The organism is Sphingomonas sp. Leaf34, assembly GCF_001421805.1.
Taxonomy (GTDB): Bacteria; Pseudomonadota; Alphaproteobacteria; order Sphingomonadales; family Sphingomonadaceae; genus Sphingomonas.
Map to the genome: position 1 here is coordinate 376,932 of NZ_LMLC01000001.1, position 24,594 is coordinate 401,525.

Genomic DNA, 24,594 nt, shown 5'->3' on the forward strand with positions numbered 1-24,594 from the left:
GGATTGCAGATCCCAATTGAATTTAGACGGCGATCAGTTGCTTCGTGGGCCAATTGACGACGGGCAGCGCCTCGAACGCCGGTTTGGCCAGCAGATACCCCTGGATATACCGTACGCCGAGAGCGCGGAGAGCTTCGTATTCGCCGAGCGTCTCGACCCCCTCGGCGATCACTGTGATCCCCAGCGCAGTACACATCCGCAGCATCCCCTCGACGATCATCCGCCGCGGCAAGCTGGTGTCGATGTCGCGGATCAGCTCCATGTCGAGCTTGATGATGTCGGGCTGGAACCGCGCGAGCAGGTTCAATCCTGCATGCCCCGCGCCGAAATCGTCGAGCGCGGTCCCGAACCCCATCTTCTGATACGTCGCGATGATGTTCGCGACGTGCGCCGGATCGAGCATCTCCTCGTTCTCGGTAAACTCGAAGATCAGGCGATCGGTCGGCAACCCCACCGCGCCCGCGGTCTTCAGCGTCAACTGGATGCACGCGGCCGGCGAGTAGACCGCGTTCGGCAGAAAATTGATCGATAGCCGTGCGGCCGTATCAAGCAGCCCGGCCTTCACCGATGCCTCGATCGCGCGCACCCGGCATTGCTGGTCGAACGCGTAGAGGTTGTCCGCATCGACCTGCCCCAGCACGCTGGCCGCCGACTGCCCCTCGGGGCCGCGCACCAGCGCCTCGTAGGCGAAGACAGTCTCGGTCTCGACATCGACGATCGGCTGGAACGCCATCGAGAAAGCAAACGACAGGCCGGCACCGTCGCGGCATCCGACACATCCGCCGACACGCGGTATGGCGGGCTGATTGGGTAGTGGTATCATTAACGCAAGTTAGCTGACGACCGCTTAAGAAAGTCCCACCGGAACCGCCTGCATCGGAATATCCGAAATTAATAAGCGCGCTCGCCGAATACGTTGCCGGGCGGCGAATAACGGCACACCAGATAATCGTCGGTCTTGTTGCTCGCCATCGCGCAGCCGACCTGGGTCGAGCCGCGCCAGACGATCTGCGTGTAATGGGCAACGTCCTCGAACTTGCCGGTCCGGCTGAACCCGGGGGTCGGCTGGTTGATGAAATCACGCTGCTCGGCGACCCAGTGGCCCATCATCTCGGAATAGGCATAGGCATAGCGCGTGCCGGTCCACAGGTTCTCGCCTTCGCGCGTCATCCCCTGTGGTTGCGGGGCGTGCGCGAACTTGCGGGTGCGTGCCATCTCCTCGGCATAGCCACGCGCGGTGGTCGCCAGCGTATCGCTCCACGTCAGCGCCCCCACACCGACCGCAGCGCGCGCGGCATTGTGGCCGTCGAGCATCGCGGTCTTGAGCAGGCTCGCACCACGTGGTGCCGGGTCCTGCGTCTCGCGACGCTCGACGACTCGCACCGGCCCCTGCGCGCAGCCCGCCAGCAACAACGCCCCGATGATCGCCAAACCCATCCGTGCCGTCATTGCGCTTCCTTCGGCCGCTCCTTGCGACCATAGGCGCGAGATAATGCCCGTCTTCGAAACACCAAGCCCTCGCGCTGATTCCTCGGACGATCTCGCGCTCTACGTCCACTGGCCGTTTTGCGTGTCGAAATGCCCGTATTGCGACTTCAACAGCCATGTACGCGAGGACGTCGATCAGGCGGCTTGGCGGGAGGCGCTGCTGACCGACCTCGCGCATGAGGCGCGAGTGCTGCCCGGGCGGAAGTTGCAGTCAATTTTCTTTGGTGGCGGCACGCCCTCACTGATGCCGCCCTCGACCGTCGCCGCCGTTCTGGGCGCGGCGGAGAAGGCGTGGGGATTCGCGGACGGGATCGAGATCACGCTCGAGGCGAATCCGTCCTCAGTAGAGGCCGCGCGGTTCGCCGATCTGGCACGCGCCGGCGTGAACCGCGTTTCGCTCGGGCTGCAGTCCCTCGACGATACGGCGCTGAAATTTCTAGGCCGCGCGCATGACGTGAACGAGGGGCAAGCCGCGCTCGCGACCGCGCAAAGTGTCTTCCCCCGTGTCAGTTTCGACCTGATCTATGCGCTTCCCGGCCAACGCCTCGACGACTGGCGCGCGGAACTGGCGCGCGCGTTGAGCCTGGGGACGGAACATCTTTCGCTCTATCAGCTGACGATCGAAGCCGGCACCCGGTTCGCGACCGAGGCGCTGGCGGGGCGGATCGTGATCCCCGACGGCGACTCGGCCGCCGACCTGTTCGAGGCGACGCGAGCCGATACCGCCGCCGCGGGACTCCCCGCGTACGAGACGTCCAACCATGCGCGGCCGGGGTTGGAGAGCCGCCACAATCTCGCTTACTGGCGGTATCAGGAATATGCCGGGATCGGGCCGGGCGCGCATGGCCGACGCGGCGGGCTGGCGACGGTGCGACGGAAAAAACCAGAGAATTGGCTGGCGGCGATCGCGCGCAACGGCCACGGCATGGAGGTCGAGGATCCGCTGACACCATCGACACGGGCTACCGAAGCGCTGTTGATGGGTTTGCGGCTGACGGAAGGGGTCGATCTCGATCGGATCACGGCACTCAACGATGGCATCATGCCGGTAGATATCGCTGCGGTGGCCAGGCTTGAGGCCCTTGGCCTGATCGCGCATACCCCCGGTCGATTGCGGGTCACCGACGCAGGCGCATTGCTGCTCGACGCGATCCTGCCCGAGATCGTCACCGCCTGACGTGGCGGCGTTCGAGACGCCGTCACGTTCAGATTGGCGCAAGCGGGGATTTGCTCTAAGTGGCGGCAGCCTGGTTGCGCCGGGCCTCTTGCGAGTGGGAATTTGATGCGCTTTTTCGCCGGTATGTTCGCGTTGCTCGGGTGCCTCGTCACGGTGCCCGCGGTGGCCGCGCAGAAGAATGATGTCGCGGCCCCCGCCGTTCGCCTCACCCCGCCACTGACGACGGATACGCAGAACCTGTTGCTGCTCGATCTGTCGACCGGCGGGCGCGTGACGATCTGGCTGCGCCCCGACGTCGCGCCGCTGATGGTCGAGCGGATCAAGACTCTCACCCGCCAGCATTTCTATGACGGGCTCGCGTTTCACCGCGTGATCGACGGGTTCATGGCGCAGGGCGGCGATCCGAAGGGCGACGGTACCGGTGGCTCGACGCTGCCCGACGTGAAGGCCGAGTTCAATTACCTGCCGCACGTCCGCGGTGCGGTGTCGGCGGCGCGCTCGGACAAGGAGGACAGCGCGAACAGCCAGTTCTTCATCGTGTTCCAGCCTCGCCTGAGCCTCGACAAGAAGTACACCGTGTTCGGGCGCGTGCTCGACGGCATGCAGTATGTCGACGCGATCGAGCGCGGCGAGCCGCCTGCGAACCCGTCGCGGATCGTCCATGCGTATATCGCCGCGGACAATCCTCCGGCGTACATGGCTGGGCCGCCCGCCCCGGCACTTGGCGCACCGGTAACCTTGCCGGGGACCGGTTCAGGGACTGACGTTGCCAAGCCCAAGCTTGCGCCGGCCCGCAAGGCGCCAGCGAAGAAGGCGCCTGCCAAGAAGTGAGATTCCGTTGAACGTCGACCTTTTCGACTTCGACCTGCCGGCCGACAACATCGCGCTCCGCCCTGCGGTGCCGCGCGATGCTGCGCGGATGCTGGTACTCGAAGGTGACGCCACGCGCGATGCGGGCGTGTCCGATCTGCCGTCGCTGCTGCGGCGCGGCGACATGCTCGTGTTCAACGATACGCGCGTGATCCCGGCGCAACTCGACGGGCGGCGCGGCGATGCGAAGATCGGCGCGACGCTGCACAAGCGCGAGGGGCCGCGGCGGTGGCGCGCGTTCATCCGCAATGCGCGGCGGCTGCGCGACGGCGACGTCATCGACTTCGGCAACGGCGTCAGCGCGGCCGCGGTCGATCGCGAAGACGACGGCAGCTACGCGCTGGTATTCGCGGGCGACGAGCCGGTCGAGCTGTTGCTGGAGCGCGCGGGTCACATGCCCCTGCCCCCGTATATCGCCGGCAAACGTCCGACCGATGACCGCGATGCGGACGATTACCAGACGATGTTCGCGTCCGAGCCGGGCGCGGTCGCGGCACCGACCGCGGCGCTGCATTTCACGCCGGCGTTGATGGCGTCACTGGAGGCTGCGGGGATTGGTCATGCGACGCTGACGCTGCACGTTGGCGCGGGAACGTTTCTGCCCGTCAAGGCGACCGATACGACCGAGCACCGGATGCACGCGGAGTGGGGCCGGATCGATGCCGCGACCGCGGATCGGCTCAACGCCGTACGGGCGGCGGGCGGGCGCGTGATCGCAATCGGGACGACGTCGCTGCGGTTGATCGAGAGTGCGACCGGCGAAGACGACGTCATTCGGCCGTTCGACGGCGACACCGCGATTTTCATCACGCCGGGATACCGGTTCCGCGGGATCGACGGACTGATGACAAACTTCCACTTGCCGCGCTCGACGCTGTTCATGCTGGTGTCGGCGCTCATGGGGCGCGAGCGGATGCAGGCGGCGTATGCGCATGCGATCGCGGAGAAGTATCGCTTCTACAGCTATGGCGACGCCTCGCTTCTGCTGCCATGACGGGCGGCATGCTGCTCGCCCTCGCTCTGCTCCAGGCCATCGTCGCCGCGTCGCCGCCCGCCGGCACGCCACAGCCACCCGCGACGATCTTCGCAGAGCCCGCCGCGCTATTCATTGCCGCGTGCGACGCGAACGGCGATGGGCGGGTTACGCAGGCCGAACTGACTGCAGGCGTCGCGCGGAGCTATGCGACCGCCGAGGGCGCCGCGACTGGATCGATCGGGTACATCGCCTATGCCGACTGGGCGCAGGCGTGGCTGGGCGATCGCAACGCGTTGCCGAGCCCGTTCGAGGTCGATCGCGACGGCGACAACCGCATAACGCTGGCCGAATTGCAAGCACGGTTCGTGCAGTTCTTCACGCGGTTCGACCGTCAAAAGGACGGCGCGCTGACTCGCGCCGACCTCATCACCATTCGCGGCGCGCCGATCGGCGATCGCTACGGCATCCGCAAGAAAAACTGAGATCATGACCCGCCCTCGTTTCGACTTCACCATCGCCGCCACCGACGGCAAGGCGCGCACCGGCGTCATCGCGATGCAGCGCGGCGACATCCGCACGCCGGCGTTCATGCCGGTCGGCACCGCGGCGACGGTCAAGGGGATGAAGCCCGCCGACGTCGTCGGGGCGGGCGCGGACATCATCCTCGGCAACACCTATCACCTGATGCTGCGGCCGGGCGCCGAGCGCGTCGCTCGGCTGGGCGGGCTGCACGCGTTTTCGGGCTGGTCGAAGCCGATCCTGACCGATTCCGGCGGCTATCAGGTCATGAGTCTCGCCGATCTGACCAAGCGCTCCGAGGAAGGCGTATCGTTCAAGTCGCATCTCGACGGGACGCGGCATCTGCTGAGCCCCGAGCGGTCGATCGAGATCCAGCGGCTGCTCGGCTCGAACATCGTCATGGCGTTCGACGAACTGGTGCCGACGACCTCGACGCGCGAGGTGCAGGCCGCGGCGATGGAGCGATCGATGCGTTGGGCGAAGCGGTCTCGCGCGGCGTTCGACGCGGGCGAGGCGCATGCCGAGAACAACGCGATCTTCGGAATCCAGCAGGGCGCCCTGAACGAAGGTTTCCGGAAGTCATCGGCGGATGCGCTGATCGATATCGGCTTTGACGGCTATGCGGTCGGTGGGCTCGCGGTCGGCGAAGGCCAAGAGGCGATGTTCGGCTGCCTCGACTTCGCGCCGGACCAGTTGCCGGTCGACAAGCCACGGTATCTCATGGGGGTCGGCAAGCCGGACGACATCGTCGGCGCGGTCGAACGCGGGATCGACATGTTCGATTGCGTGATGCCCACGCGGTCCGGCAGGACAGGCCAGGCCTTCACGCGGACCGGGCCGATCAACATCCGCAACGCGAAGTTCGCCGAGGATACCGAGCCGCTCGACCCCGCCTGCCCCTGCCCCGTCTGCGCGGTCTGGAGCCGGGCGTATCTGCATCACCTCGTCCGGTCGGGCGAAATGCTTGGCGCGATGCTGATGACCGAGCATAACATCTGGTTCTACGAAACGCTGATGGCGGATCTGCGGGCGGCGATCGCCGCGGGAACGCTGACGCAGTTCGCGAATGAATTCCGGGCGGTGTATGCTCGGAAGAGTGAAGGAGAGCCCAAGTGACCATCAAGATCGACAGCGACACCCCCAACGAGATCCTCGCCGCGGCGAAGGAAGCCAAGCAGCAGGCCGAAGCCGTCGCCAAGGCGGCGGCCGAGAAGTCGAAGAGCTGGCCGCTCGCGAAGATCGGCCTGGGCGTCGGCATCGGCTCGGCGGCGATCGCGGGCGCCGTGCTATTCGCCAACCGCAACAAGTAAGGACCTCTATGCGCCTCCTCCGCTACGCTCTGCTGCTGACCGCAGCATGTCTTCCCGTAGCGGCGGTGGCGCAGGCAGCGCCCGCCCCGGCACAGGTTGCGGTCAAGCCGATCGCCTATACCCAGCGCACCCTGCCCAATGGCCTGCGCGTGTACGCGATTCGCGACACCGGCACGCCGAACGTATCGGTGCAGGTCTGGTACGACGTGGGCTCGAAGGACGACCCCAAGGGCAAGTCCGGCTTTGCGCACATGTTCGAGCACCTGATGTTCAAGTCGACGCGCAATCTGGTGTCGGAGCAGATGGACCGGCTGACCGAGGACGTGGGCGGCTACAACAACGCGTCGACCAACGACGACTATACGAATTATTACGAGGTGATCCCCGCCAACCACCTTCAGCGGCTGTTGTTTGCGGAGGCAGATCGGATGGCGAGCCTCGTCGTCGAATCCAAGAGCTTCGGCTCGGAGCGCGACGTGGTGAAGGAGGAACTGCGCCAGCGGACGCTCGCACAGCCTTATGGCAAGCTGTTCTCGATCTATTATCCCGAACTTGCCTATCAGGTGCACCCGTATGCGCGGCCGGGTATCGGTAGCCTCGAAAATCTGGAAGCCGCAGGAATCGACGACGTCCGGGCGTTCCATGCGACCTATTATCGGCCGGACAACGCGATCCTCGTTGTCTCGGGCAATTTCGACCCGGCGCAGCTGAACATCTGGGTCGACCGGTATTTCGCCGGCATCAAGACGCCATCCACGGCGATCCCGCGCGTGACGGTGGCGGAACCGGCGCGGACGAAGGCCGTCACGCGGACCGTGTACGAGCCCAACACGCCGCTGCCCGCGGTGCTGCTCAGCTATCATCTGCCACCGGACCGCGATGACGATATCCCAGCGCTGATGGTGCTGAAGGCGGTGCTGGCAACGGGCGAAAGTTCGCGCCTGTACGAGACCGTCGTGTACCGCGACCAGCTCGCGCAGTCCGCGGAGGCGTTTCTCGACACCAAGCAGGCGACCGGCAACATGGTCATCTATGCGATCCTGGCGGGTGGCAAGACGGTCGAGGCGGGCGAGGCTGCACTCAAGCGCGAGATCGCGCGGTTCCGCGATGCGCCGGTGACTGCCGCCGAACTGGCCGAGGCGAAGAACGAGATCCTGACCCAGTCGATCCAGTCTCGCGAGACCGCCGAGGGCAAGGCGAGCACGCTGGCGGCGGCGGTGCTTGTCGACGGCGATCCTGCGGCGGCGGACACGCAACTGGCGGCGATAGCGCGGGTCACCCCTGCCGACATCCAGCGGGTGGCGCGGAAATACCTTGCCGACAACCAGTCGGCGACGATCCGGTATATGCCGATCGCCGCAAAGCCGGCGGCCGGTGTTGCGGATTCGATCGCGATAGCGCCGACCGTGAAGGTCGCCGATCTGAAGGCGCCTGCGACTATCGAAATCGTGACGCCGGCGCTCGAAGGCCAGCGCATCAAGCCGCCTGCACCGGGGAAGCCAGTCTCACCGACGGTTCCGCACCCGGTCGAAGTTCGTCTCGCCAATGGCATGCGGCTGGTGACGGTGGAGCGACATGACCTGCCGATCGTGACCGCCTACCTCGTCACCAGCGGTGGCAGCGCATCCGATCCCGTAAACCGCGCGGGCGTGAGCAGCTTGGCGGCGGACCTGATTACCAAGGGCACGAAGACGCGATCGGCCACGCAGATCGCGCGCGCTATCGAAGGGCTCGGCGGTTCGATCGGCAGCGACGCCGCGAGCGATGGTGCATCGGTCGACGTGACGGTAAAATCCGACCAGTTGGCGCCGGCGATGGCGATCCTTGCCGACGTCGCCATCAACCCGGTTTTCGTACCCGAGGAACTCGAGCGGGCGCGGACCCAGCAGATCGATGCGGTGACGCTGTCGCTGAAGGATCCGGCACAGCTCGCCGGGCTAGTGGCGGATCGCGCCGTGTTCGGTGCGTCGCGTTATGGTGCGCCCTCGGGCGGCACGCCGCTGTCGCTCAAGGCAATCACGCGCAGTGACATCACCGCCGCCTATGCGCGCAGTTTCCAGCCGGATCAGGCAACGCTGATTATGGTCGGCGACGTTACGCCAGCGCGCGCCAAGGTCTTGGCGGAGGCGCAGTTCGGCGAATGGAGCTCAACGGGCGGGGCAGCGGCCGCGGTGATGCCGATCTATCCCAAGCCACGCGTCATCGTCGTCGACATGCCCGAAGCCGGTCAGGCGGGCGTAATCGTCGCGCGGCCGGCGATACCCAGATCGGATGCGCGCTATTACCCGCTTGCGGTCGCCAATACGGTGCTGGGCGGCGGCTTCTCGTCGCGCCTGAACCAGGAGATCCGGATCAAGCGCGGGCTGGCATATGGTGCAGGCAGCGGCTTGGACGTCGGAAAGACACAGGGCACGATCGCGGCAAAAACGCAGACCAAGAACCCGACCGCCGCCGACGTCGTTACGCTGATCGTCGCGGAGATGGCGCGGATGGGGTCCGCCTCTGTACCTGCAGCCGAACTCGATACGCGCAAAGCGGTTCTGATCGGCAATTTCGGCCGCGGAATCGAAACGACCGGCGGCATTGCCAATATTGTCGGCTCCTATGTTCAAAATGGCGTGCCGCTCGACGAACTTCAGCGGTTCACCGGCGCCGTCGGCGCGGTCGATCCGGCAGCGGTGCAGTCGGCGGCGGTCGCGCTGCTCGATCCAAAGGCGGCTAGCATCGTCGTGGTCGGCGACGCGAAACAGTTCATCGCGCCGCTGCGCAAGGCCTATCCGAGCGTCGAAGTCATTCCCGAAGCCGCGCTGAACCTCGATACGCCAGCCCTGCGGTAGCGCACAGATCGTCCCGAGGTGGGACGGATGGAATCGGTGGGCGATCCTGCACGCGATGTCAGCTATACGGGACGTTCATGCTCATCGGGGCATTTTCGTCACTGGTAGATTCGAGGTAGCACGGTGCGCGTTAGGGTGCAGACGGTTCGGTTGATGCGCCGCATCTGGTGGGCGATGGTCGCCATGGTGCTGGTGATCGGCGCCGGCATGTCGGCAAACGCCGCGCTGCGCCGAATTTCCGCTCGGAACGCCGCACGGGATCAGGCGATCGTCGCTACGGCGACGCCCGTTTCGGCATTGTCGACCTCTCCCAATCAGGAAATCGCAGCCCCCGCCATCGGTGTGACCGGCACGATCGACCTTCCCGCCTTGCCAATTCCGGCTGGAGCGGTGCTGGATGCCGGCGTGGTGGCCGCTCGGCCGTTCTCGATGGCGAGCGCGTCGACGATCGACCGTGACCGCGCGATCCAGTGCCTTACCGCCGCAATCTATTACGAGGCCGCATCCGAACCCGATGCCGGGCAACAGGCGGTGGCGCAGGTCATTCTCAACCGCGCGCGCCATCCTGCGTTTCCGGGGACGGTGTGCGGCGTGGTGTATCAAGGGTCCGAGCATGCCGGCTGCCAGTTCAGCTTTGCTTGCGACGGGGCGATGGCGCGCATCCCGGCGCGTGCGGCGTGGCTGCGAGCGGCGCGCGCCGCGGGAATGGCGCTCGCCGGTTATGTCTACGTCCCAGTCGGATTGGCGACGCACTACCATACCTATGCGGTGACGCCGGCGTGGAACCGCAGCATGGTCATGACCGACGTGGTGGGTGCGCACTTTTTCCATCGGTGGAAGGGGTATTGGGGCACCTCGGCGGCGTTCAGCCAGCGCTATGCCGGTGGCGAGCCGCTCCCGGGTCCACACATGACCGTGCAGCCGGTCACCCCTTCGGCACCGACGCCACAGATGATCGCCGCCGCCACGGCGGCGGCCGTTAAGGTCGCCACGCCGTCCACGCCGGTGGTGGTTGCAGACGCCAGGACCTCGGCGCCGGTGGCCGTCGACATGCTGACGCCGGAATCGCAGATTCTCGACCGGTGGAAAGATTCTGGGACGCCGCTGAAATAGGCCAGGCGACGGTTTTCACCTGACGCCGGGATTTCAGAAGATCCTGCAAGCTATCGCAGAGCTATCAGGCGGACGCTGTTGCCCGCCCTGTTGCACGTCGGACCCCCGGCAGCGGCGCTGACGTACCGCCCGACGTCGTTCTGCACCAAGATCCGTTCGTGCCAGGCCGCGGATGGTCTTCGCTTCGACCGACTTTGCGTACTTCACCGCAGTGCCGGAGGTCTTGCGGTTTGGCGGGCCTTTTGGGCTTTGTGAGATGCCGGACGAGATTTCGTCGGAGGTGAGCAACTGCCGACCTGATCGGACAAAGCAAAACCCGAGTGAATTGCAACACCCGGGTTCCTTTAGCGCTATTGAGGATGAATGGTGCGCCTACTCGGCGGGGACCATCGACGGCGCGCCGATCATCATGCGTTCGCCACCGGGAGGGGCGGCTTCGCGGGCGGCACGGAGAATCTGGGTGCGCTCGGCGCGCGATGCCATGTCATCCCAGGCCTTTTCGGCGCGGCGGCAGCGGTCGCGGACATTGTCGAGGAGGGCGGCATCGCCGTTGCGACGCTCTTCATCAGCGCGGGCCCGGTAAAATTCTGGATTATCGGCCATGCTGATGCGCTCCTGCGGGAGAGTAAAAAAGGGTTGATGCGGCGATCCGAAGACCGCCGCACCGCAACCGAGATCAGGTGGCGGATTGCTCCGCCAACGAGATCAATCGGCTGGCTGGAGGTTCACGGCCGACTGCTTGCCACGCTTGTCGGGCTCGAGCTCGTAGGTGACGCGCTGGTTCTGGTTCAGCGTCGGCATGCCGGCGCGCTCAACCGCGGTGATGTGCACGAATGCATCGTTGCCGCCGCCATCCGGCGCGATGAAGCCATAGCCCTTGTCGGCGTTGAAGAATTTGACGGTTCCGGTGATAGCCATGAAGTGGCTCCTTCTTAGTATGGGGTAACCCGACGTTCGAGCGACCCTGTGCCGCGGAGCAGGGAAAGAAGGAGAAAGGTGCCGCAAAGCGCCAAGAACCGTCGATGTGCGACTGTAGCTGAGCGCTATATGGGCCAAGACCGCCGGAATTGCAAATCTTGCCGGTCAAATCAGTCCGGAATTACATCGAAAGACGCATAGATTATTTTCGCCACCGCGCCGCGGAGCGGTATAACTTTGGGTCGACCGGCGCCGATATTTCGGCGCCGGTCGAGCGATTTAGCGGCAGCGGGTATCGTTGTTCGAGCGATCCACCGCACGCCCGGCAAGCGCACCCCCGGCCGCGCCGAGGACCGTGCCGAGCAACCCCGAGCCGCCCGGCGCGATGATGTTGCCGAGCACGCCGCCCGCGACTCCGCCGACGATCAGCCCGGTGGTGCCGTCGTCGCGGCGGCAATAATAGCGGCCGTCATTGCCGCGATAGACGCGGTCGTTGCTCGACAGGCGACGCTCGCGGTAGCGACGGTCGTCGCGATAGTAGCGACCCGCGTCATAGCCGCCATAAGCGGGGTCGGGCGCGTTATAGTCGTAGGAACGATAGCGCGGGTCGACGCCATAGCGACTGCCGCCGTCGCCGACGCAGCCGGCAACCATGGTGGAGGCGGCCAGCAGGCCCAGCATCGCAACGCGCATTTCGTGTCCTTTCAGAGGGTTGATGTATTTGCGTAATGATCGGCGCCGGGATTTGGTTGCCGGCGCCGAAAGTCGCCTCAGTCCTTGAGGGTGGCGGGCACGGTGCCGCCGTTCTTCTCCAGCTCGCGCATCACCGCCTTTTGCAGCCAGATGTTCATCTCCGCGCTGCCGTCCTTCTCGCCGGTGTAGCCGAGTTCGGTGGCGAGCTCCTTGCGGTTGGCGAGGCTCGAATCGAGATCGAGCAGCTTCATCAGATCGACGATCGACGTGCGCCAGTTGAGATCGGAGCCCTTCTTCGACGCGATGCCCGAGAGGACAGCCTCGACGTCGACCGACTGGGCGGGGGCGGCCTGCGGCGTCGGGGCGGGCGCGGGCGTCGGCGCTGGCTGGGCGGCGGTCGTCTGCGGGGCGGTCGTCTGCGGGGCGGTGGTCTGCGGGGCGGGCGCAGGCGCTGCCTCGGGCTTGGGCGTGCCGAAATGGCCGCTGCCCAGCGGGCCCTTTTCGCCGAAGATGGCGGACTTGATCTTGCTGAAAATGCTCATGGGGGATCTCCGTCAAATGGATAGGTAGCGGCGGGAGAACGCCCGGTCGGCGGTTTGGGTTCAGCGTCCCGCGGGGCGGCAATGTCGGGTACGTCCTCCAGGGCGTCCAGATCGCCCGAGCGGTGCGAATCGAACGCCCAGGCGAGCCCGGCGACGCGGTCCGCGTCCGTGTCGCCGATCGCCGGCAGGCGGTCCGCGTCGACCAACCCGGCATCGACCGCATAGCCGAGAAACCACGCATCGCGGTCCGCGGCTTCCACGACGCGCCGCGCCGCGATCTCGCGATCGCGGGGGGTATCGAGGATGATCGCCTCGTCCGCCGAGCAGGCGCGGCTATAGCCGTCATCGCCGAAATCGCTGCCTTCGTCGCCATCGAAGTCGCCGGGCGGCGGGAAACTGGTGCGCCAGCCATCGCCGATCGGGTCGTACCAGACCGGGCTGTCGCCGACGCGACCCTCGTGCAGATCCGAGTGAAGTTCACAAAGTGCAGACGCTGGCGCAGGGGCAGCGGAGCCAGCGGGAGGGACAGCGGGGGGCGCGATCGGAGGTTCGGGGTCGGGCGCGAGGCGGAGCAGGCCGACGGCTTCGGCGCGTGCCCATTGCGCCGCGGTCCAGCCGGCGCGCGCGGCGGGATCGAGATCGGCGATCGCGATCTCGGACGCGAGCCCCGCGCCGGTGCGCAGCCAGCGATCGGCGCGGGCGAGCGCGAGGATCGGCGCCAGTGCCGCCCCCGCTGCCCCCTGCTCGGTTGCCGACTCGATCGTCGCGTCGGTCTTGAGGCGCTCGCCGAGAAACAGGCCCGCGCGGGCGGGGCTCGCGTCGCCCGCGATGACGTCGAGAAAGGCGTCGAATTCGGTAGCGACCATCCGCGTGGCGGCGTTGGCGGCCTCGGTCGCGTCGGCGTGGCGATCGAGCCGGTTGAGCAGCGCCATGGCGAGGCGGTTGTCATAGCGGTGGCGCTCGATCACCTCGCCGTCGGGGCGGGTGACGCGCTCGGTCTGGCCGGCGATCGCGCGGAGGAAGAGCGTCTCGGCGACGGCCGGCCGCGCGACGAGCCTGGCGGCGTCCCAGCCGAGCGCGAACGCCGCGCCCGCCGCGCGGCGCCGCAGCGCATAGGCGGCCCCCGGCGAGAGGCCGACGCTGGCGCTGGCCTCGTCGACGGTGGCGCCCTCGGCGATGCGTTCGAGAAAGCCGCGCTGGCGATCGGGCGTCCAGCCGTCGCTACGCTGCGTGTAGCGCGCGGGTGTGGCCGGGGCGTAGCAGTGGAGGGGCGCGATCTCTGGCGGGGCGTTTTCGGGATGGGCGGCGGTTTGCGGGCGCGTGGGGGTGGCGTGCGGGGGCGCGTCGCTGGCGCCGAGGGGTGCGAGGGGGGCGGTCACTTGCGCAGGCGCCGGAAGAGCGCGGTCGAGGCATCGCGGTTGGCGGCGATCTCGGGCGAGACCGGGATGCGGTGGCCGATCCGGCCTGCGTCGACATGCGCCATCCAGGCGAGGACGTGGCGGACCTCTTCGGCGACGTGATCGGGGATCGGTCGTTCGGGCGCGCGTGGGGTGCTGGCGCTCGCTGGTGGGTCGGCGGGGGTGATGGCGCAGGGATCGGCGGCTCGGTTTGCGCGCGGGGCGGCTGCGGGTTGGCCGGAGTGGGTGCGTTTGGCATAATCGATCCTCCTGCTGTGCGAAGAGGACCGATCAGATATGCCGGGTCGGGGTGTGTAGGACAGCGGTTTTTATTGGGGGGGGCGGACCTTCGATGTCCGGCGGCCGGTTGCCCCTGCCCTTCTAGTTCCCCCGCTAAGGCGGGGGCCCAGGTGCCACGGTCGTCATCCTGCTTGATCCTGGGCTCCCGCCTTCGCGGGAGAACAGGTAGCCGTAGGGGGAGACGATGCGTGGACCGGCTAACTTAGCCGAGCGTCGAACCACGATCGGCCGCGAACGACGGCGCGGGGCCGGTGGCGGGGCGGAGCGACTCGCGCTCGGCCTTGGTCGGGACGGCGGTGGGATCGGGGCGGAACGCGTCGGGCGCGCGATCGTCTGCGCCGGGCCGGGGCTTGTCGAGCGCGAGATCGGGCGCGGCATGCTCGGCGGGGTTCTTCTTCGATCGCAGGAGGACGGCGAGCAACGCACCGCCGAGCCCGATCGCCGCGGCGCCGATCGACAGCGCGTTGCGGCCGAACGTCTTGGGCTTGGGCTTGCGGTCAGGCTGGTGGGGGTGGCGGTGGTCGAATTTGGGCATGGGGTTGGTCCGGTGTTGTTGGTTCGGGAGGTTCAACGGACCGGGGCGCTGGGGTGTTCCAAGCACCGCCTCGACTACATGCCGAGCTCTCTTCACAACTCAATGCCCGATGCTATACTTGCTATTAGCCACCAATCTGAACAATATTAAGAAGGTGACCAACCCTTTCGGCCAGCGCGCCTATATCACCAAGATCACTTCTTTGTCGCCACACCTCTCTAACTACTGTAGGATGACCCATTTCCTCAAATTCTTGAATTATTCGATTTACTCTTTCTTGGTCGTTATCATGTATAGCGTCATCAACGGCATGCATGTATCTGACAAAGCCGCTATATGCGGCACGCCTAGTTCTCGACAAACCATCAGCATTGAGATCGAGTGTCGAGCGAGTAAAGTTCGCCCTAACCCTCGAAATATTGTCCAAATCTGGTTTTACTACAAATATTCCGGTAGCTAAATCCAGATCGAAAAAGTCCAAACCATCCTCGGTGCGTGGATTTATGAATGCATCAACGCCGACGGGCTTTTCTAAGTCAGTTCCAATAATATTGCGACAATCTATCAGATCGCCATTCGCATTTACGACTGAATACTTCGACCTCTTGGCATCCTGATTGCATATAGTGCATGAAAACGCATAATTCTCCCATGCAAACGCCAATGCAGGATCTATAGATTTTGGAATAATGTGGTCAATATCGCGATGCCGATCCCTTTCACAATAGTAGCAGGCATCGATCTGAGGGGCCACGCTCTTGAGCGATGACCTCACTTCATCAAAAGCAGAGGCTGGGCGCTTCGCGGAAAACAATCTGGAAGCTATTACATACTTATCTGGCCTGCCAACACGATTGACGACACGATTAGTCAATGCCTCCAGCTGCGCCAAAGTAGCTTCACTCAAATTCGGCGGAGAGTATTTCAGCATTCATTCATCTCCCACTGTCGCCTCAGCAGGAAAGGTTCGGCGAAGGGACCTTCTTTCTGTCCGCTCATCGTCGGTCAAACCTTCGTCTATTGCTTTTGTGTTCAGACGGGCCAACCTTTCAAGCAAAGCACCACCCAGCTTGGATCGAGTTACATGAGCACCGAACAGCTCTGTTGAGTACGCATCAAGAACATCACCCAATACCAACTGGTCAAAATCGACCCCACGAATTCTTTGGAATGCCGCACCACTTCCCGGAACAGGAAGCTTCCATATCGACCCCGCCTGCGTACCGTCCTGGCGGGCGATTGCCCGGCATATGATTGGGGAGTGGGTAGTTACAATAAACTGAACCATAGGGAAAAACGTCGTTAACCAGCGACCAATTTCCTGCTGCCATGTTGGATGTAAATGGGCGTCAACTTCGTCAATAGCAACGACGCCAGGCAGCTTTATAGTAGACCCGTCTTCCGACAACGATTTGAAAACCAAATCGAAGCCATACAACTCAAACATCTGCCGTATAAGTTCAAAAACTAGGCTCAATGCTGACCTGTATCATCACTCAAAGACTCAAGATTTATGTAGTTATCGTTTCCATCCTTAATAAATACATACTCGTTCGTAACCTCTTCGATTTTTGCATTGTGAGGAAGGAAACCACTATTATTTATAAAGTTCTTTACTAGATTCATGATCTCTTGAGCATGAGACCCGCTAGATTTATTTTTCTCATCTTGCAAGGACTGTATATGTAGGCTCGTCAACCAGGTTAGCGCTTCGGTAAGGGCAACATCCTCCCCCAACGCAGTTAAATGGGGAGCAAGTCTACGATTTGAAACAAACAGCCGATCGTATAGGCGGTCACCGCCAGTAAATCTTCGAAATGGCCCAAAAGACGCACTAAACCAACCCGCCCCACTTCCCCAAATTGTACGATTGACGCGCTCACCTGAGTAGGAAATATTCACCACTTCAGAAAACATATTATCGTCTTCAGTCAAGACAGCTTCTGCAACAACCGGTTTAGGCGATGGATAGCCGCCACCAGATATGGTATCGAAATCTCGATCGAAGCTGAATGTGCCTGTAATCTTGGCGCTCTCGGCACCTCTACGAAGCCATCGACTGAAGTCTTGTCGCGCGGCATACGCTTCTTTCTCGCCCATACATAGCAATGCTAAAGATCTGACAACGGACGACTTACCCGATCCGTTCGATCCCAAAATCACGTGCCAGCCAGCCTCATGACCTCTATCAAAATCAAGGGTCAAATTATCTATTGATCGAATATTTTCGATCTGAAATTTGCGAAGGTACATGATGTGTCTCCCTCGAGTACGTTAGAAAGCTAACAGAGTCGCGTCTATACCTACCCAATCTCCACCACCCGCTTCTCCAGCAACGGCGCCAGATACTTCCCCGTAAAGCTCCCCTTGGCCTTGGCGACCTTCTCCGGCGTGCCTTCGGCGACGATCTCGCCGCCCTTGACGCCGCCTTCGGGGCCGAGGTCGAGCACCCAGTCCGCGGTCTTGATGACGTCGAGATTGTGTTCGATCACCACCACCGTGTTGCCCTGCTCGACCAGCGCGTGGAGGACTTCGAGGAGTTTGCGGACATCCTCGAAATGCAGCCCCGTCGTGGGTTCGTCGAGGATGTAGAGCGTGTTGCCGGTCGCGCGGCGCGAGAGTTCCTTGGCGAGCTTGACGCGTTGCGCCTCGCCGCCCGAGAGCGTCGTCGCCTGCTGACCGACCTTGACGTAGCCGAGACCGACCTCGACCAGCATCGCCATCTTGTCGCGGATCGGGGGGACCGCCTTGAAGAACTCGGCGGCGTCCTCGACGGTCATGTCGAGCACGTCGGCGATGCTGTGGCCCTTGAACTTCACCTCGAGCGTCTCGCGATTGTAGCGCGCGCCGTGGCAGACGTCGCACTGCACATAGACGTCGGGGAGAAAGTGCATCTCGATCTTGAGCACGCCGTCGCCCTGGCACGCCTCGCAGCGGCCGCCCTTGACGTTGAAGCTGAACCGGCCGGGCTTGTAGCCGCGCGCCTGGCTCTCGGGGAGCCCGGCGAACCAGTCGCGGATCTGCGTGAAGCTGCCGGTATAGGTGGCGGGGTTGCTGCGCGGGGTGCGGCCGATCGGCGACTGGTCGATGTCGATGACCTTGTCGAGATATTGCAGGCCGGTGATCTTGTCGTGTTTCCCTTGCACGATGCGCGCGCCGTTCAGCTCGCGCGCGGCGGCGGCGTAGAGCGTGTCGATCGTGAAGCTCGACTTGCCCGACCCCGAGACGCCGGTGACGCAGGTGAAGGTTCCGAGGGGCAAGCTCGCGGTGACGCCCGTCAGGTTGTTCGCGGTGGCGTTGTGGACGGTGAGCTTCTTGCCGTTGCCTTTGCGACGCGTGGCCGGGACCGGCACTTCGCGCGTGCCGTTGAGATAGTCGGCGGTGATGCTGCCCTTCGACTTCAGGATCTGCTTGAGCGTGCCCTGCGCCACGACCTGGCCGCCGCGGACGCCTGCGCCGGGGCCCATGTCGATGATGTAATCGGCGGTGCGGATCGCGTCCTCGTCATGCTCGACGACGAGCACGGTGTTGCCGAGATCGCGCAGGCGCCGCAGCGTCTTGAGGAGCATATCGTTGTCGCGCTGGTGCAGACCGATGCTGGGCTCGTCGAGGACGTAGAGCACGCCCGACAGCCCGCTGCCGATCTGCGATGCGAGGCGGATGCGCTGGCTCTCGCCGCCGCTGAGCGTTCCGCTCGTGCGATCGAGGTTGAGATAGTCGAGCCCGACATTGTTTAGGAAGCCGAGGCGTTCGACGATTTCCTTCAGGATGCGCTCGGCGATCGCGTTCTGCTGGTCGCCGAGATGCTGCGGCATGTCGGTGAAGAACTGGAGCGCGTCGACGACCGAGAGGTGCGTGGCGTAGCTGATGTCCTTCATCGCGATCTTGACCGCGAGCGCCTCGGGTTTCAGGCGCGCGCCGGCGCAGACCTCGCACGGGGCGGCGGACTGGTATTTGTTCAGCTCCTCGCGCATCCACGCGCTCTCGGTCTGGAGCAGGCGACGGTTGAGGTTGCCGATGACGCCCTCGAACGGCTTGGAGACGTCGTATTTCTTCTTGCCGTCGATGAAGGTGAGCGTGACGGGCTTGCCCTTCGAGCCGTGCAGGATGACGCGCTGGACCTCTGGCGGGAGCTCGCCCCACGGCGTCTCGATGTCGAACTTGTATTCGCGGGCGAGGCTGCCGAGGACCTGCATGTAATAGGGCGAGGGCGGGTTGGACTTCGCCCAGGGGACGACCGCGCCCTTCTTGATGCTGAGCATGTGATTGGGGACGACGAGGTCTTCGTCGAACAGCAGTTTCTCGCCGAGGCCGTCGCAGGCCGGGCATGCGCCTTGCGGGGCGTTGAACGAGAAGAGACGCGGTTCGATTTCGGAGATGGTGAAGCCGCTGACCGGGCAGGCGAACTTCTCGCTGAAGACGATGCGGCCGTCGGGGGCGTTGCTGCCGAGGATTTCCGATTTCGGCGTGTGCGGCTCGACCGGGTCCGCGGGGTCGACATAGGCGAGGCCCTCGGCGAGCTTCAGCGCGGTTTCGAAGCTCTCGGCCAGGCGCGTGGCGATCTCGCCGCCGACAACGAGGCGGTCGACGACGACTTCGATGTCGTGCTTGTACTTCTTGTCGAGCGCGGGGGCTTCGTCGATGTCGTGGATCGTGCCGTCGATCCGGACGCGCGTGAAGCCCGCCTTCTGCCACTCGGCGAGTTCCTTGCGATACTCGCCCTTGCGGCCGCGGACGACGGGGGCGAGCAGGTACAGCCGCGTGCCCTCGGGGAGCGCCATGACTCGGTCGACCATCTGGCTGACGGTCTGCGCGGCGATCGGCTCGCCGGTCGCGGGGGAGTACGGGATGCCGACGCGCGCCCAGAGCAGGCGCATGTAATCGTAGATCTCGGTGACGGTCGCGACGGTCGAGCGCGGGTTGCGCGACGTCGTCTTCTGCTCGATCGAGATGGCGGGGCTGAGGCCTTCGATATGGTCGACATCGGGCTTCTGCATCAGCTCTAGGAACTGGCGCGCGTAGGCGGACAGGCTCTCGACGTAACGGCGCTGGCCCTCGGCGTAGATGGTGTCGAACGCGAGTGAGGACTTGCCCGAGCCCGAGAGGCCGGTGATCACCGTGAGCGTGTCGCGGGGGATGTCGATGTCGACGTCCTTGAGGTTGTGCTCGCGCGCGCCGCGTACGGAAATCTTGGTCAGCATAAGGCGGTCTGTTCCATATTTGTTCGCGTGCGGCAAGACGTGTTCGCGCGCAGCGACGCCTGCACGGCGCCATTCGATCGGGTGCTGAGATGGGTAACGTCGGCGGCCGGCGAAAGGGGGCATTGTCGTGCGTCAGCGCGATACTTACATGGTGTATTGGATATACAATACAGCTTTGGAGGCCGGCATGGGCAAGAAGAAGGACGAGCGAAAGCGGCGCGAACGCGAGGCCGAGCGGACGGCGCAGGCTGCGGGAGGCGCGCACACGCATGACTCGCACAAGCATGGGAAGCACAAGCATGGCGACCCTAAGCATGGCGGGGCGGCGCCGTTCGCCGGCATCGCCGCGGCGCTGACACGGCAGATGGGAACGCCGGCGGGGCGACAGGTGATCGCGGCGGGGCTGATGATGGCGGCGAACGCGATCACCGCGAAGGACGCGCGTGGCGCCGCGCCGCGCCCGCCGGAGCCGCCCAAGCCTGCGGCCACGCCGGAATCGTCCGCGCCGCCGCCGCCGGAGTCGCCTACGCAATCGTCGCGGGAGTCTGCGGCGACCGGGACCGGGCCCTTCGGTGGCGACACCGCCACCCCGCCGAGAAGCGACGCCCCCGCGCTGCCGCCCGAATTGACCAAGGTGATCGACTCGGTGGCTGCGGGCCTCGAACGCTTCGCCGCCGGCTTTACCAAGCCCGCCAAGCCAGACTCGTCGAAAGCCTGACCGGAGTCGAATCCTCCCCCGCCAGGGGGAGGTGGCGCCTTTAGGCGTCGGAGGGGGAGGACGCGCAACGGCGGGCAGCGCCTGCCGCCCCCTCCGTCAGGCTGGCGCCTGCCACCTCCCCCTGACGGGGGAGGATCGTTGGGGTCGGGATTGGCGCGCGATCTGGTCAGGCGACCTTGGCGAGGAGCCTTGGTGCGCGACGGTCGCTCTTGACGGCGTACATCGCCTGGTCGGCGCGGGCGATGAGCGTGGCGAGCGGCGTGGTGGCGGCGTCCTCGATGAGGCCCACGCTGATGCTGGGGGCGATGCCGATCGGGACGTGATGCGTCATGGTCTGCGCGAACGCGGTCGCCATGCGGGTGCCGAGCGCGCTCGCCTGCTCGACGGGGATGCCGGGGAGCAGGCAGACGAACTCGTCACCGCCCCAGCGGGCGAGATGACCTTGCGGGCCGAGGACGTCGCGAACGATGTCGGCGAGGTTGCGCAGCGCGGCGTCGCCCGCGGCGTGGCCCTGCGTGTCGTTGAGCATCTTGAAGCGATCGACGTCGATCATCATCACCGACACGCGCACGCTGTCGGCGAGCGTGCGCGCGACGCGGTCGAGGCCGGCGCGGTTGAGCGCGCCGGTGAGCCAGTCGCGCTCCATCTGGTCGCGCAGCGCGTTCTGGCCGCGCTCCGCCTGGAGGATCAGCAGCGAGAAGGCGCGGAAGATGATGAAGGCGATCTGGCCGGCGGCGAACCAGGCGCCGATATCGTCATGGACGCCGGTCAGTCGCGTGCCGATCCGGTCGCCATAAGCGAGCCAACCGCGAGCGAGGAACATCGGGACGGTGATGGCGAACAGTGCGGCGATGATCCAGCCGGTCTGGAGCGACTCGCGGAGCGCCATGCGGATCGCGACGACGACGACGACGAGGTCGAACGCGGCGCGGATGACGCTGAGATAGGCGACGCGAAGGTGAAATTGCGCAGAGTCGCGGATGACCAAGAAGGGTAGCCCGCAGACCAGTGCGATCCCGAGCAACGGCATCAGGCGCGCGTCGGGGCGGCTGAACCGCATCACCGCGCCCGCGATCAAGGCATAGCCGATCACCACCGCGGGGTTGCCGATGCCGGGCAGCCAGGCGAGCCCGATCCGGTCGTTCAGCACCGCCATCAACGCCGCGCAACCGGCGATGAGGTGGCCGGCGCCCCACAGGCCGGCCCATGCGCCGAACCGGCCGGTCGCAAGCGGAATGAGGTGGATGAAGCCGGCGACCAGCATGCCGAGGCCAGCAACGACGTAGAGAGTAGTAAGATCCAGCGCCACGGCGACCTGCTTGTTGGTTCGTCAGGCGGCGTCCTAGCGCGGCTTTGCTAAGGATTGGTTCCGGTTGGGGGCTGCTGCGGCTCCCCCTCCCCCGTCATTGCGGTGGATGCCGGGAGCCAGGTTGCGGACCGGGTGATGGCAGCACGGCATTGCCGGGTCCGCCGTGTCCGTGGGTCCCGGCGTTCGCCGGGATGACGGAGGGGGGTGTGGGTCCCTCACGAGGTTTCGAAGGGTGATTGCGGATGAGGCGAAGCGCGGATGCCGTCTCGCGCCGCCAGCTCCGCCTCCGCTCCCCACCACCTCCGCCCTCGCTCCCCAACTCTTCCCCGTCATCCCGACGGACGCCGGGACCCAGGTTGCGGACCGGGTGATGGCAGCACGGTATCGCGGGGTCCGCCGTGTCCGTGGGTCCCGGCGTTCGCCGGGATGACGGAGGGGGGTGTGGGTCCATCACAAGGTTTGGGAGGGGGATTGCGGATGAGGCGAAGCGCGGATGCAGTCTCGCGCCGCCAGCTCCGCCTCCGCTCCCCCACCACATCGGTCCTCGCTCCCCGCCACCTCCGCCCCCGCTCCCCGCGACATGCCTTCGGTCCCCAACCCCTCCCTCGTCATCCCGACGGACGCCGGGACCCATGGTTGCGGACCAGATAATGGCAGCACGGTATCGCCGGGTCCGCCGTGTCCATGGGTCCCGGCGTTCGCCGGGATGACGGAGGGGGGTGTGGGTCCCTCACGAGGTTTGGGAGGGTGATTGCGGATGAGGCGAAGCGCGGATGCAGTCTCGCGCCGCCAGCTCCGCCTCCGCTCCCCACCACCTCGGCGCTCGGCCCTCGGCCCTCGCTCCCCGCCAACCCCGCCCCCGCTCCCCGCGACCTATGCCTTTGGTCCCCAACCCCTCCCTCGTCATCCCGGCGGACGCCGGGACCCATGGTTGCGGACCGGGTAATGGCAGCACGGTATCGCCGGGTCCGCAGTGTCCATGGGTCCCGGCGTTCGCCGGGATGACGGATAGGTTGAGGTCCCTCACGGCTTGGGAGGACGACTGCGGTTGGAGTGAAGCGGCCTTACATTCGCTCGCCGCTATCTTCGCCTTTGCACACCCAGCAAACGCAGGGAGGGCGCCGGTGGGATTACCACCGACGCCCTCCTAAACTCGGCTGGACCGTGCTTGGCCGGACAGGGGCAGAGCCCCTGCCGTCGGACGGCGCTGGAGCGCCGCCGGCCGGGCAAGCCCTATAGATCCACATCCAGCGCTTGCTAGATGTGAATGGGCTTGCCTTGTACCGCCATCGCGGCTTCCTTCATCGCCTCGGCATGCGTGGGATGCGCGTGGCAGGTGTAGGCGATGTCTTCGCTGGTCGCGCCGAATTCCATCGCGATGGCGGCTTCGGCGATCAGCGTGCCCGCGAGGCTCGACACGATCCAGACGCCAAGGACACGGTCGGTCTTGGCGTCGGCGATGACCTTCACGAAGCCGTCGGTGTCGCGGTTGGTCTTGGCGCGGCTGTTCGCGGCGAACGGGAACTTGCCGACCTTGATCTCGGTCTTGTCGCGCGCGGCTTCCTCGGTGAGGCCGACGCCGGCGATCTCGGGCATCGTGTAGACGACGGACGGGATGACGTCCTCGTTGATGATGCCCGTCTGGCCGGCGATGTTCTCCGCGACCGCTACGCCCTCGTCCTCCGCCTTGTGCGCAAGCATCAGGCCCGGGACGCAGTCGCCGATCGCCCAGACGCCATCGACCTTGGTGCGAAAGCTGTGGTCGGTCTCGATCTGGCCGCGCTTGTTGAGCTCGAGGCCGATCGCTTCGAGGTTGAGGCCGTCGACGTTCGCCTTGCGGCCGATCGAGACGAGCACCGCGTCGGCGGTCATCGTCTCGGATGCACCACCCGCAGCGGGCTCGACGGTAACGGTGGCGACGCCGTTCTCGACCGTCACGCCGGTGACCTTGGTCGAGAGCTTCAATTCCATGCCCTGCTTCTTGAAGAGCTTGGCGGATTCACGACGCACTTCACCGTCGAAGCCGGGGAGGATCTGGTCAACATATTCGACGACGGTGACCTTGGCGCCGAGGCGACGCCAGACGCTGCCGAGCTCGAGACCGATCACGCCGCCGCCGATGACGACCATGTGCTCGGGGACCTTGGGGATCTCGAGCGCGCCGGTGCTATCGACGACCGTGGTCTGGTCGACCTCGACGCCGGGGAGCGGCATCACCGACGAGCCGGTAGCGATGACGATGTTCTTGGCCGTCACCTTCTGGCCCGCGACGTCGACGGTGTGCGCGTCCTGGAACGCGGCCTTGCCCTTGAGCCAGGTGACCTTGTTCTTCTTGAACAGGAATTCGACGCCGCCGGTCAGTTCCTTGACGGCCTTGGCCTTCTCGGCGTGCATCTGGTCGAGGTTCAGCGTGACGCCGGTGAACTCGACGCCGAACTTGGTCATGTGGCCGCCCTTGGCCTCCTCGTACAGCTCGGACGCGTGGAGCAGCGCCTTGGACGGGATGCAGCCGACGTTGAGGCAGGTGCCGCCGAGCGTCTCGCGGCTTTCGGCGCAGGCGACTCGCAGGCCGAGCTGCGCGGCACGGATCGCCGCGACGTATCCGCCGGGGCCCGCACCGATTACGAGGACGTCATAGTCATAGTCAGCCATTGTCGCTTCTCTCTTACTTCCCCGGCGCAGGCCGGGGCC

The 24,594-nt window shown here is 65.2% G+C and carries 23 protein-coding genes; 9 read left to right on the forward strand and 14 right to left on the reverse strand.

The features are described from left to right. Positions 1 to 22 precede the first annotated feature (22 nt). Both ASF00_RS01740 and ASF00_RS01745 read right to left on the reverse strand, forming a co-directional pair. Positions 23 to 823, reverse strand: coding sequence for an EAL domain-containing protein (locus ASF00_RS01740; RefSeq protein WP_443024372.1), 801 nt, complete (start codon positions 821 to 823; stop codon positions 23 to 25). A gap of 68 nt (positions 824 to 891) precedes the next feature. After that, positions 892 to 1,449 (reverse strand): CAP domain-containing protein, encoded by a 558-nt coding sequence (locus ASF00_RS01745; protein WP_055873290.1) that lies wholly within the window; start codon positions 1,447 to 1,449, stop codon positions 892 to 894. A gap of 43 nt (positions 1,450 to 1,492) precedes the next feature. Between ASF00_RS01745 and hemW the strand changes: the two genes are divergently transcribed. From hemW to ASF00_RS01785, 8 genes are all read left to right on the forward strand, one after another. Then, positions 1,493 to 2,665, forward strand: coding sequence for a radical SAM family heme chaperone HemW (gene hemW / locus ASF00_RS01750; RefSeq protein WP_055873294.1), 1,173 nt, complete (start codon positions 1,493 to 1,495; stop codon positions 2,663 to 2,665). Between the two features lie 105 nt (positions 2,666 to 2,770). Beyond that, on the forward strand, positions 2,771 to 3,496 hold the full coding sequence (locus ASF00_RS01755) for a peptidylprolyl isomerase (RefSeq protein ID WP_055873297.1): 726 nt from the start codon (positions 2,771 to 2,773) through the stop codon (positions 3,494 to 3,496). Between the two features lie 7 nt (positions 3,497 to 3,503). After that, positions 3,504 to 4,529 carry a tRNA preQ1(34) S-adenosylmethionine ribosyltransferase-isomerase QueA gene (gene queA / locus ASF00_RS01760; protein WP_055873298.1) on the forward strand — a complete coding sequence of 342 codons (1,026 nt, stop codon included), beginning with the start codon at positions 3,504 to 3,506 and terminating at the stop codon, positions 4,527 to 4,529. Between the two features lie 8 nt (positions 4,530 to 4,537). Further along, complete coding sequence (locus tag ASF00_RS01765) at positions 4,538 to 4,993, forward strand: calcium-binding protein (RefSeq protein ID WP_055875210.1); 456 nt, start codon at positions 4,538 to 4,540, stop codon at positions 4,991 to 4,993. Between the two features lie 4 nt (positions 4,994 to 4,997). Continuing rightward, the gene (tgt, locus tag ASF00_RS01770) at positions 4,998 to 6,146 is read left to right on the forward strand and encodes a tRNA guanosine(34) transglycosylase Tgt (protein ID WP_082463160.1); all 1,149 of its coding nucleotides are present in this window, start codon (positions 4,998 to 5,000) and stop codon (positions 6,144 to 6,146) included. After that, the gene (locus ASF00_RS01775; RefSeq protein WP_056478078.1) at positions 6,143 to 6,340 is read left to right on the forward strand and encodes a hypothetical protein; all 198 of its coding nucleotides are present in this window, start codon (positions 6,143 to 6,145) and stop codon (positions 6,338 to 6,340) included. Before tgt ends, ASF00_RS01775 begins: the two co-directional genes overlap by 4 nt. An 8-nt stretch (positions 6,341 to 6,348) precedes the next feature. Then, the gene (locus ASF00_RS01780) at positions 6,349 to 9,177 is read left to right on the forward strand and encodes a M16 family metallopeptidase (protein ID WP_055873300.1); all 2,829 of its coding nucleotides are present in this window, start codon (positions 6,349 to 6,351) and stop codon (positions 9,175 to 9,177) included. Positions 9,178 to 9,330: 153 nt separating this feature from the next. Beyond that, positions 9,331 to 10,290: a cell wall hydrolase gene (locus ASF00_RS01785; protein WP_055873303.1), complete on the forward strand. Its 960-nt coding sequence runs from the start codon at positions 9,331 to 9,333 to the stop codon at positions 10,288 to 10,290. A gap of 372 nt (positions 10,291 to 10,662) precedes the next feature. On the opposite strand, the gene ASF00_RS01790 is transcribed toward ASF00_RS01785, so the two are convergent. The 10 genes from ASF00_RS01790 to uvrA form a co-directional block, all read right to left on the reverse strand. Then, positions 10,663 to 10,893 (reverse strand): hypothetical protein, encoded by a 231-nt coding sequence (locus ASF00_RS01790; RefSeq protein ID WP_055873305.1) that lies wholly within the window; start codon positions 10,891 to 10,893, stop codon positions 10,663 to 10,665. Between the two features lie 102 nt (positions 10,894 to 10,995). Continuing rightward, positions 10,996 to 11,208 carry a cold-shock protein gene (locus ASF00_RS01795; protein WP_031394996.1) on the reverse strand — a complete coding sequence of 71 codons (213 nt, stop codon included), beginning with the start codon at positions 11,206 to 11,208 and terminating at the stop codon, positions 10,996 to 10,998. A gap of 279 nt (positions 11,209 to 11,487) precedes the next feature. Further along, positions 11,488 to 11,901, reverse strand: coding sequence for a glycine zipper 2TM domain-containing protein (locus tag ASF00_RS01800; RefSeq protein WP_200910203.1), 414 nt, complete (start codon positions 11,899 to 11,901; stop codon positions 11,488 to 11,490). A gap of 77 nt (positions 11,902 to 11,978) precedes the next feature. Then, entirely contained in the window at positions 11,979 to 12,443 is a 465-nt protein-coding gene (locus tag ASF00_RS01805) for a DUF3597 domain-containing protein (protein ID WP_055873306.1), read from the reverse strand. Next, a complete protein-coding gene (locus tag ASF00_RS01810; protein WP_055873310.1) occupies positions 12,440 to 13,822 on the reverse strand; it encodes a hypothetical protein in 1,383 nt (460 codons plus the stop codon). The genes ASF00_RS01805 and ASF00_RS01810 overlap by 4 nt, the downstream gene beginning before the upstream one ends. A 520-nt stretch (positions 13,823 to 14,342) precedes the next feature. After that, complete coding sequence (locus tag ASF00_RS01815; protein WP_156348132.1) at positions 14,343 to 14,675, reverse strand: hypothetical protein; 333 nt, start codon at positions 14,673 to 14,675, stop codon at positions 14,343 to 14,345. A 124-nt stretch (positions 14,676 to 14,799) separates the two neighbouring features. Continuing rightward, positions 14,800 to 15,606, reverse strand: coding sequence for an HNH endonuclease (locus ASF00_RS18205; RefSeq protein WP_156348133.1), 807 nt, complete (start codon positions 15,604 to 15,606; stop codon positions 14,800 to 14,802). Next, entirely contained in the window at positions 15,607 to 16,122 is a 516-nt protein-coding gene (locus tag ASF00_RS17780) for an AAA family ATPase (protein WP_082463161.1), read from the reverse strand. A 26-nt stretch (positions 16,123 to 16,148) separates the two neighbouring features. After that, positions 16,149 to 16,928, reverse strand: a complete 780-nt coding sequence (locus ASF00_RS17785; protein WP_082463162.1) for an AAA family ATPase — start codon at positions 16,926 to 16,928, stop codon at positions 16,149 to 16,151. A 50-nt stretch (positions 16,929 to 16,978) separates the two neighbouring features. Continuing rightward, positions 16,979 to 19,876 (reverse strand): excinuclease ABC subunit UvrA, encoded by a 2,898-nt coding sequence (gene uvrA / locus ASF00_RS01820; RefSeq protein WP_055873312.1) that lies wholly within the window; start codon positions 19,874 to 19,876, stop codon positions 16,979 to 16,981. Between the two features lie 187 nt (positions 19,877 to 20,063). On the opposite strand from uvrA, the gene ASF00_RS01825 reads away from it, so the two are divergent. Further along, complete coding sequence (locus ASF00_RS01825) at positions 20,064 to 20,594, forward strand: hypothetical protein (protein ID WP_156348135.1); 531 nt, start codon at positions 20,064 to 20,066, stop codon at positions 20,592 to 20,594. A 166-nt stretch (positions 20,595 to 20,760) separates the two neighbouring features. Here ASF00_RS01825 and ASF00_RS01830 read toward each other — a convergent pair whose 3' ends face one another. Both ASF00_RS01830 and lpdA read right to left on the reverse strand, forming a co-directional pair. Further along, the gene (locus ASF00_RS01830) at positions 20,761 to 21,903 is read right to left on the reverse strand and encodes a GGDEF domain-containing protein (RefSeq protein WP_156348136.1); all 1,143 of its coding nucleotides are present in this window, start codon (positions 21,901 to 21,903) and stop codon (positions 20,761 to 20,763) included. 1,257 nt (positions 21,904 to 23,160) lie between these two features. Further along, on the reverse strand, positions 23,161 to 24,555 hold the full coding sequence (gene lpdA / locus ASF00_RS01835) for a dihydrolipoyl dehydrogenase (protein WP_055873322.1): 1,395 nt from the start codon (positions 24,553 to 24,555) through the stop codon (positions 23,161 to 23,163). Between the last annotated feature and the right edge of the window lie 39 nt (positions 24,556 to 24,594).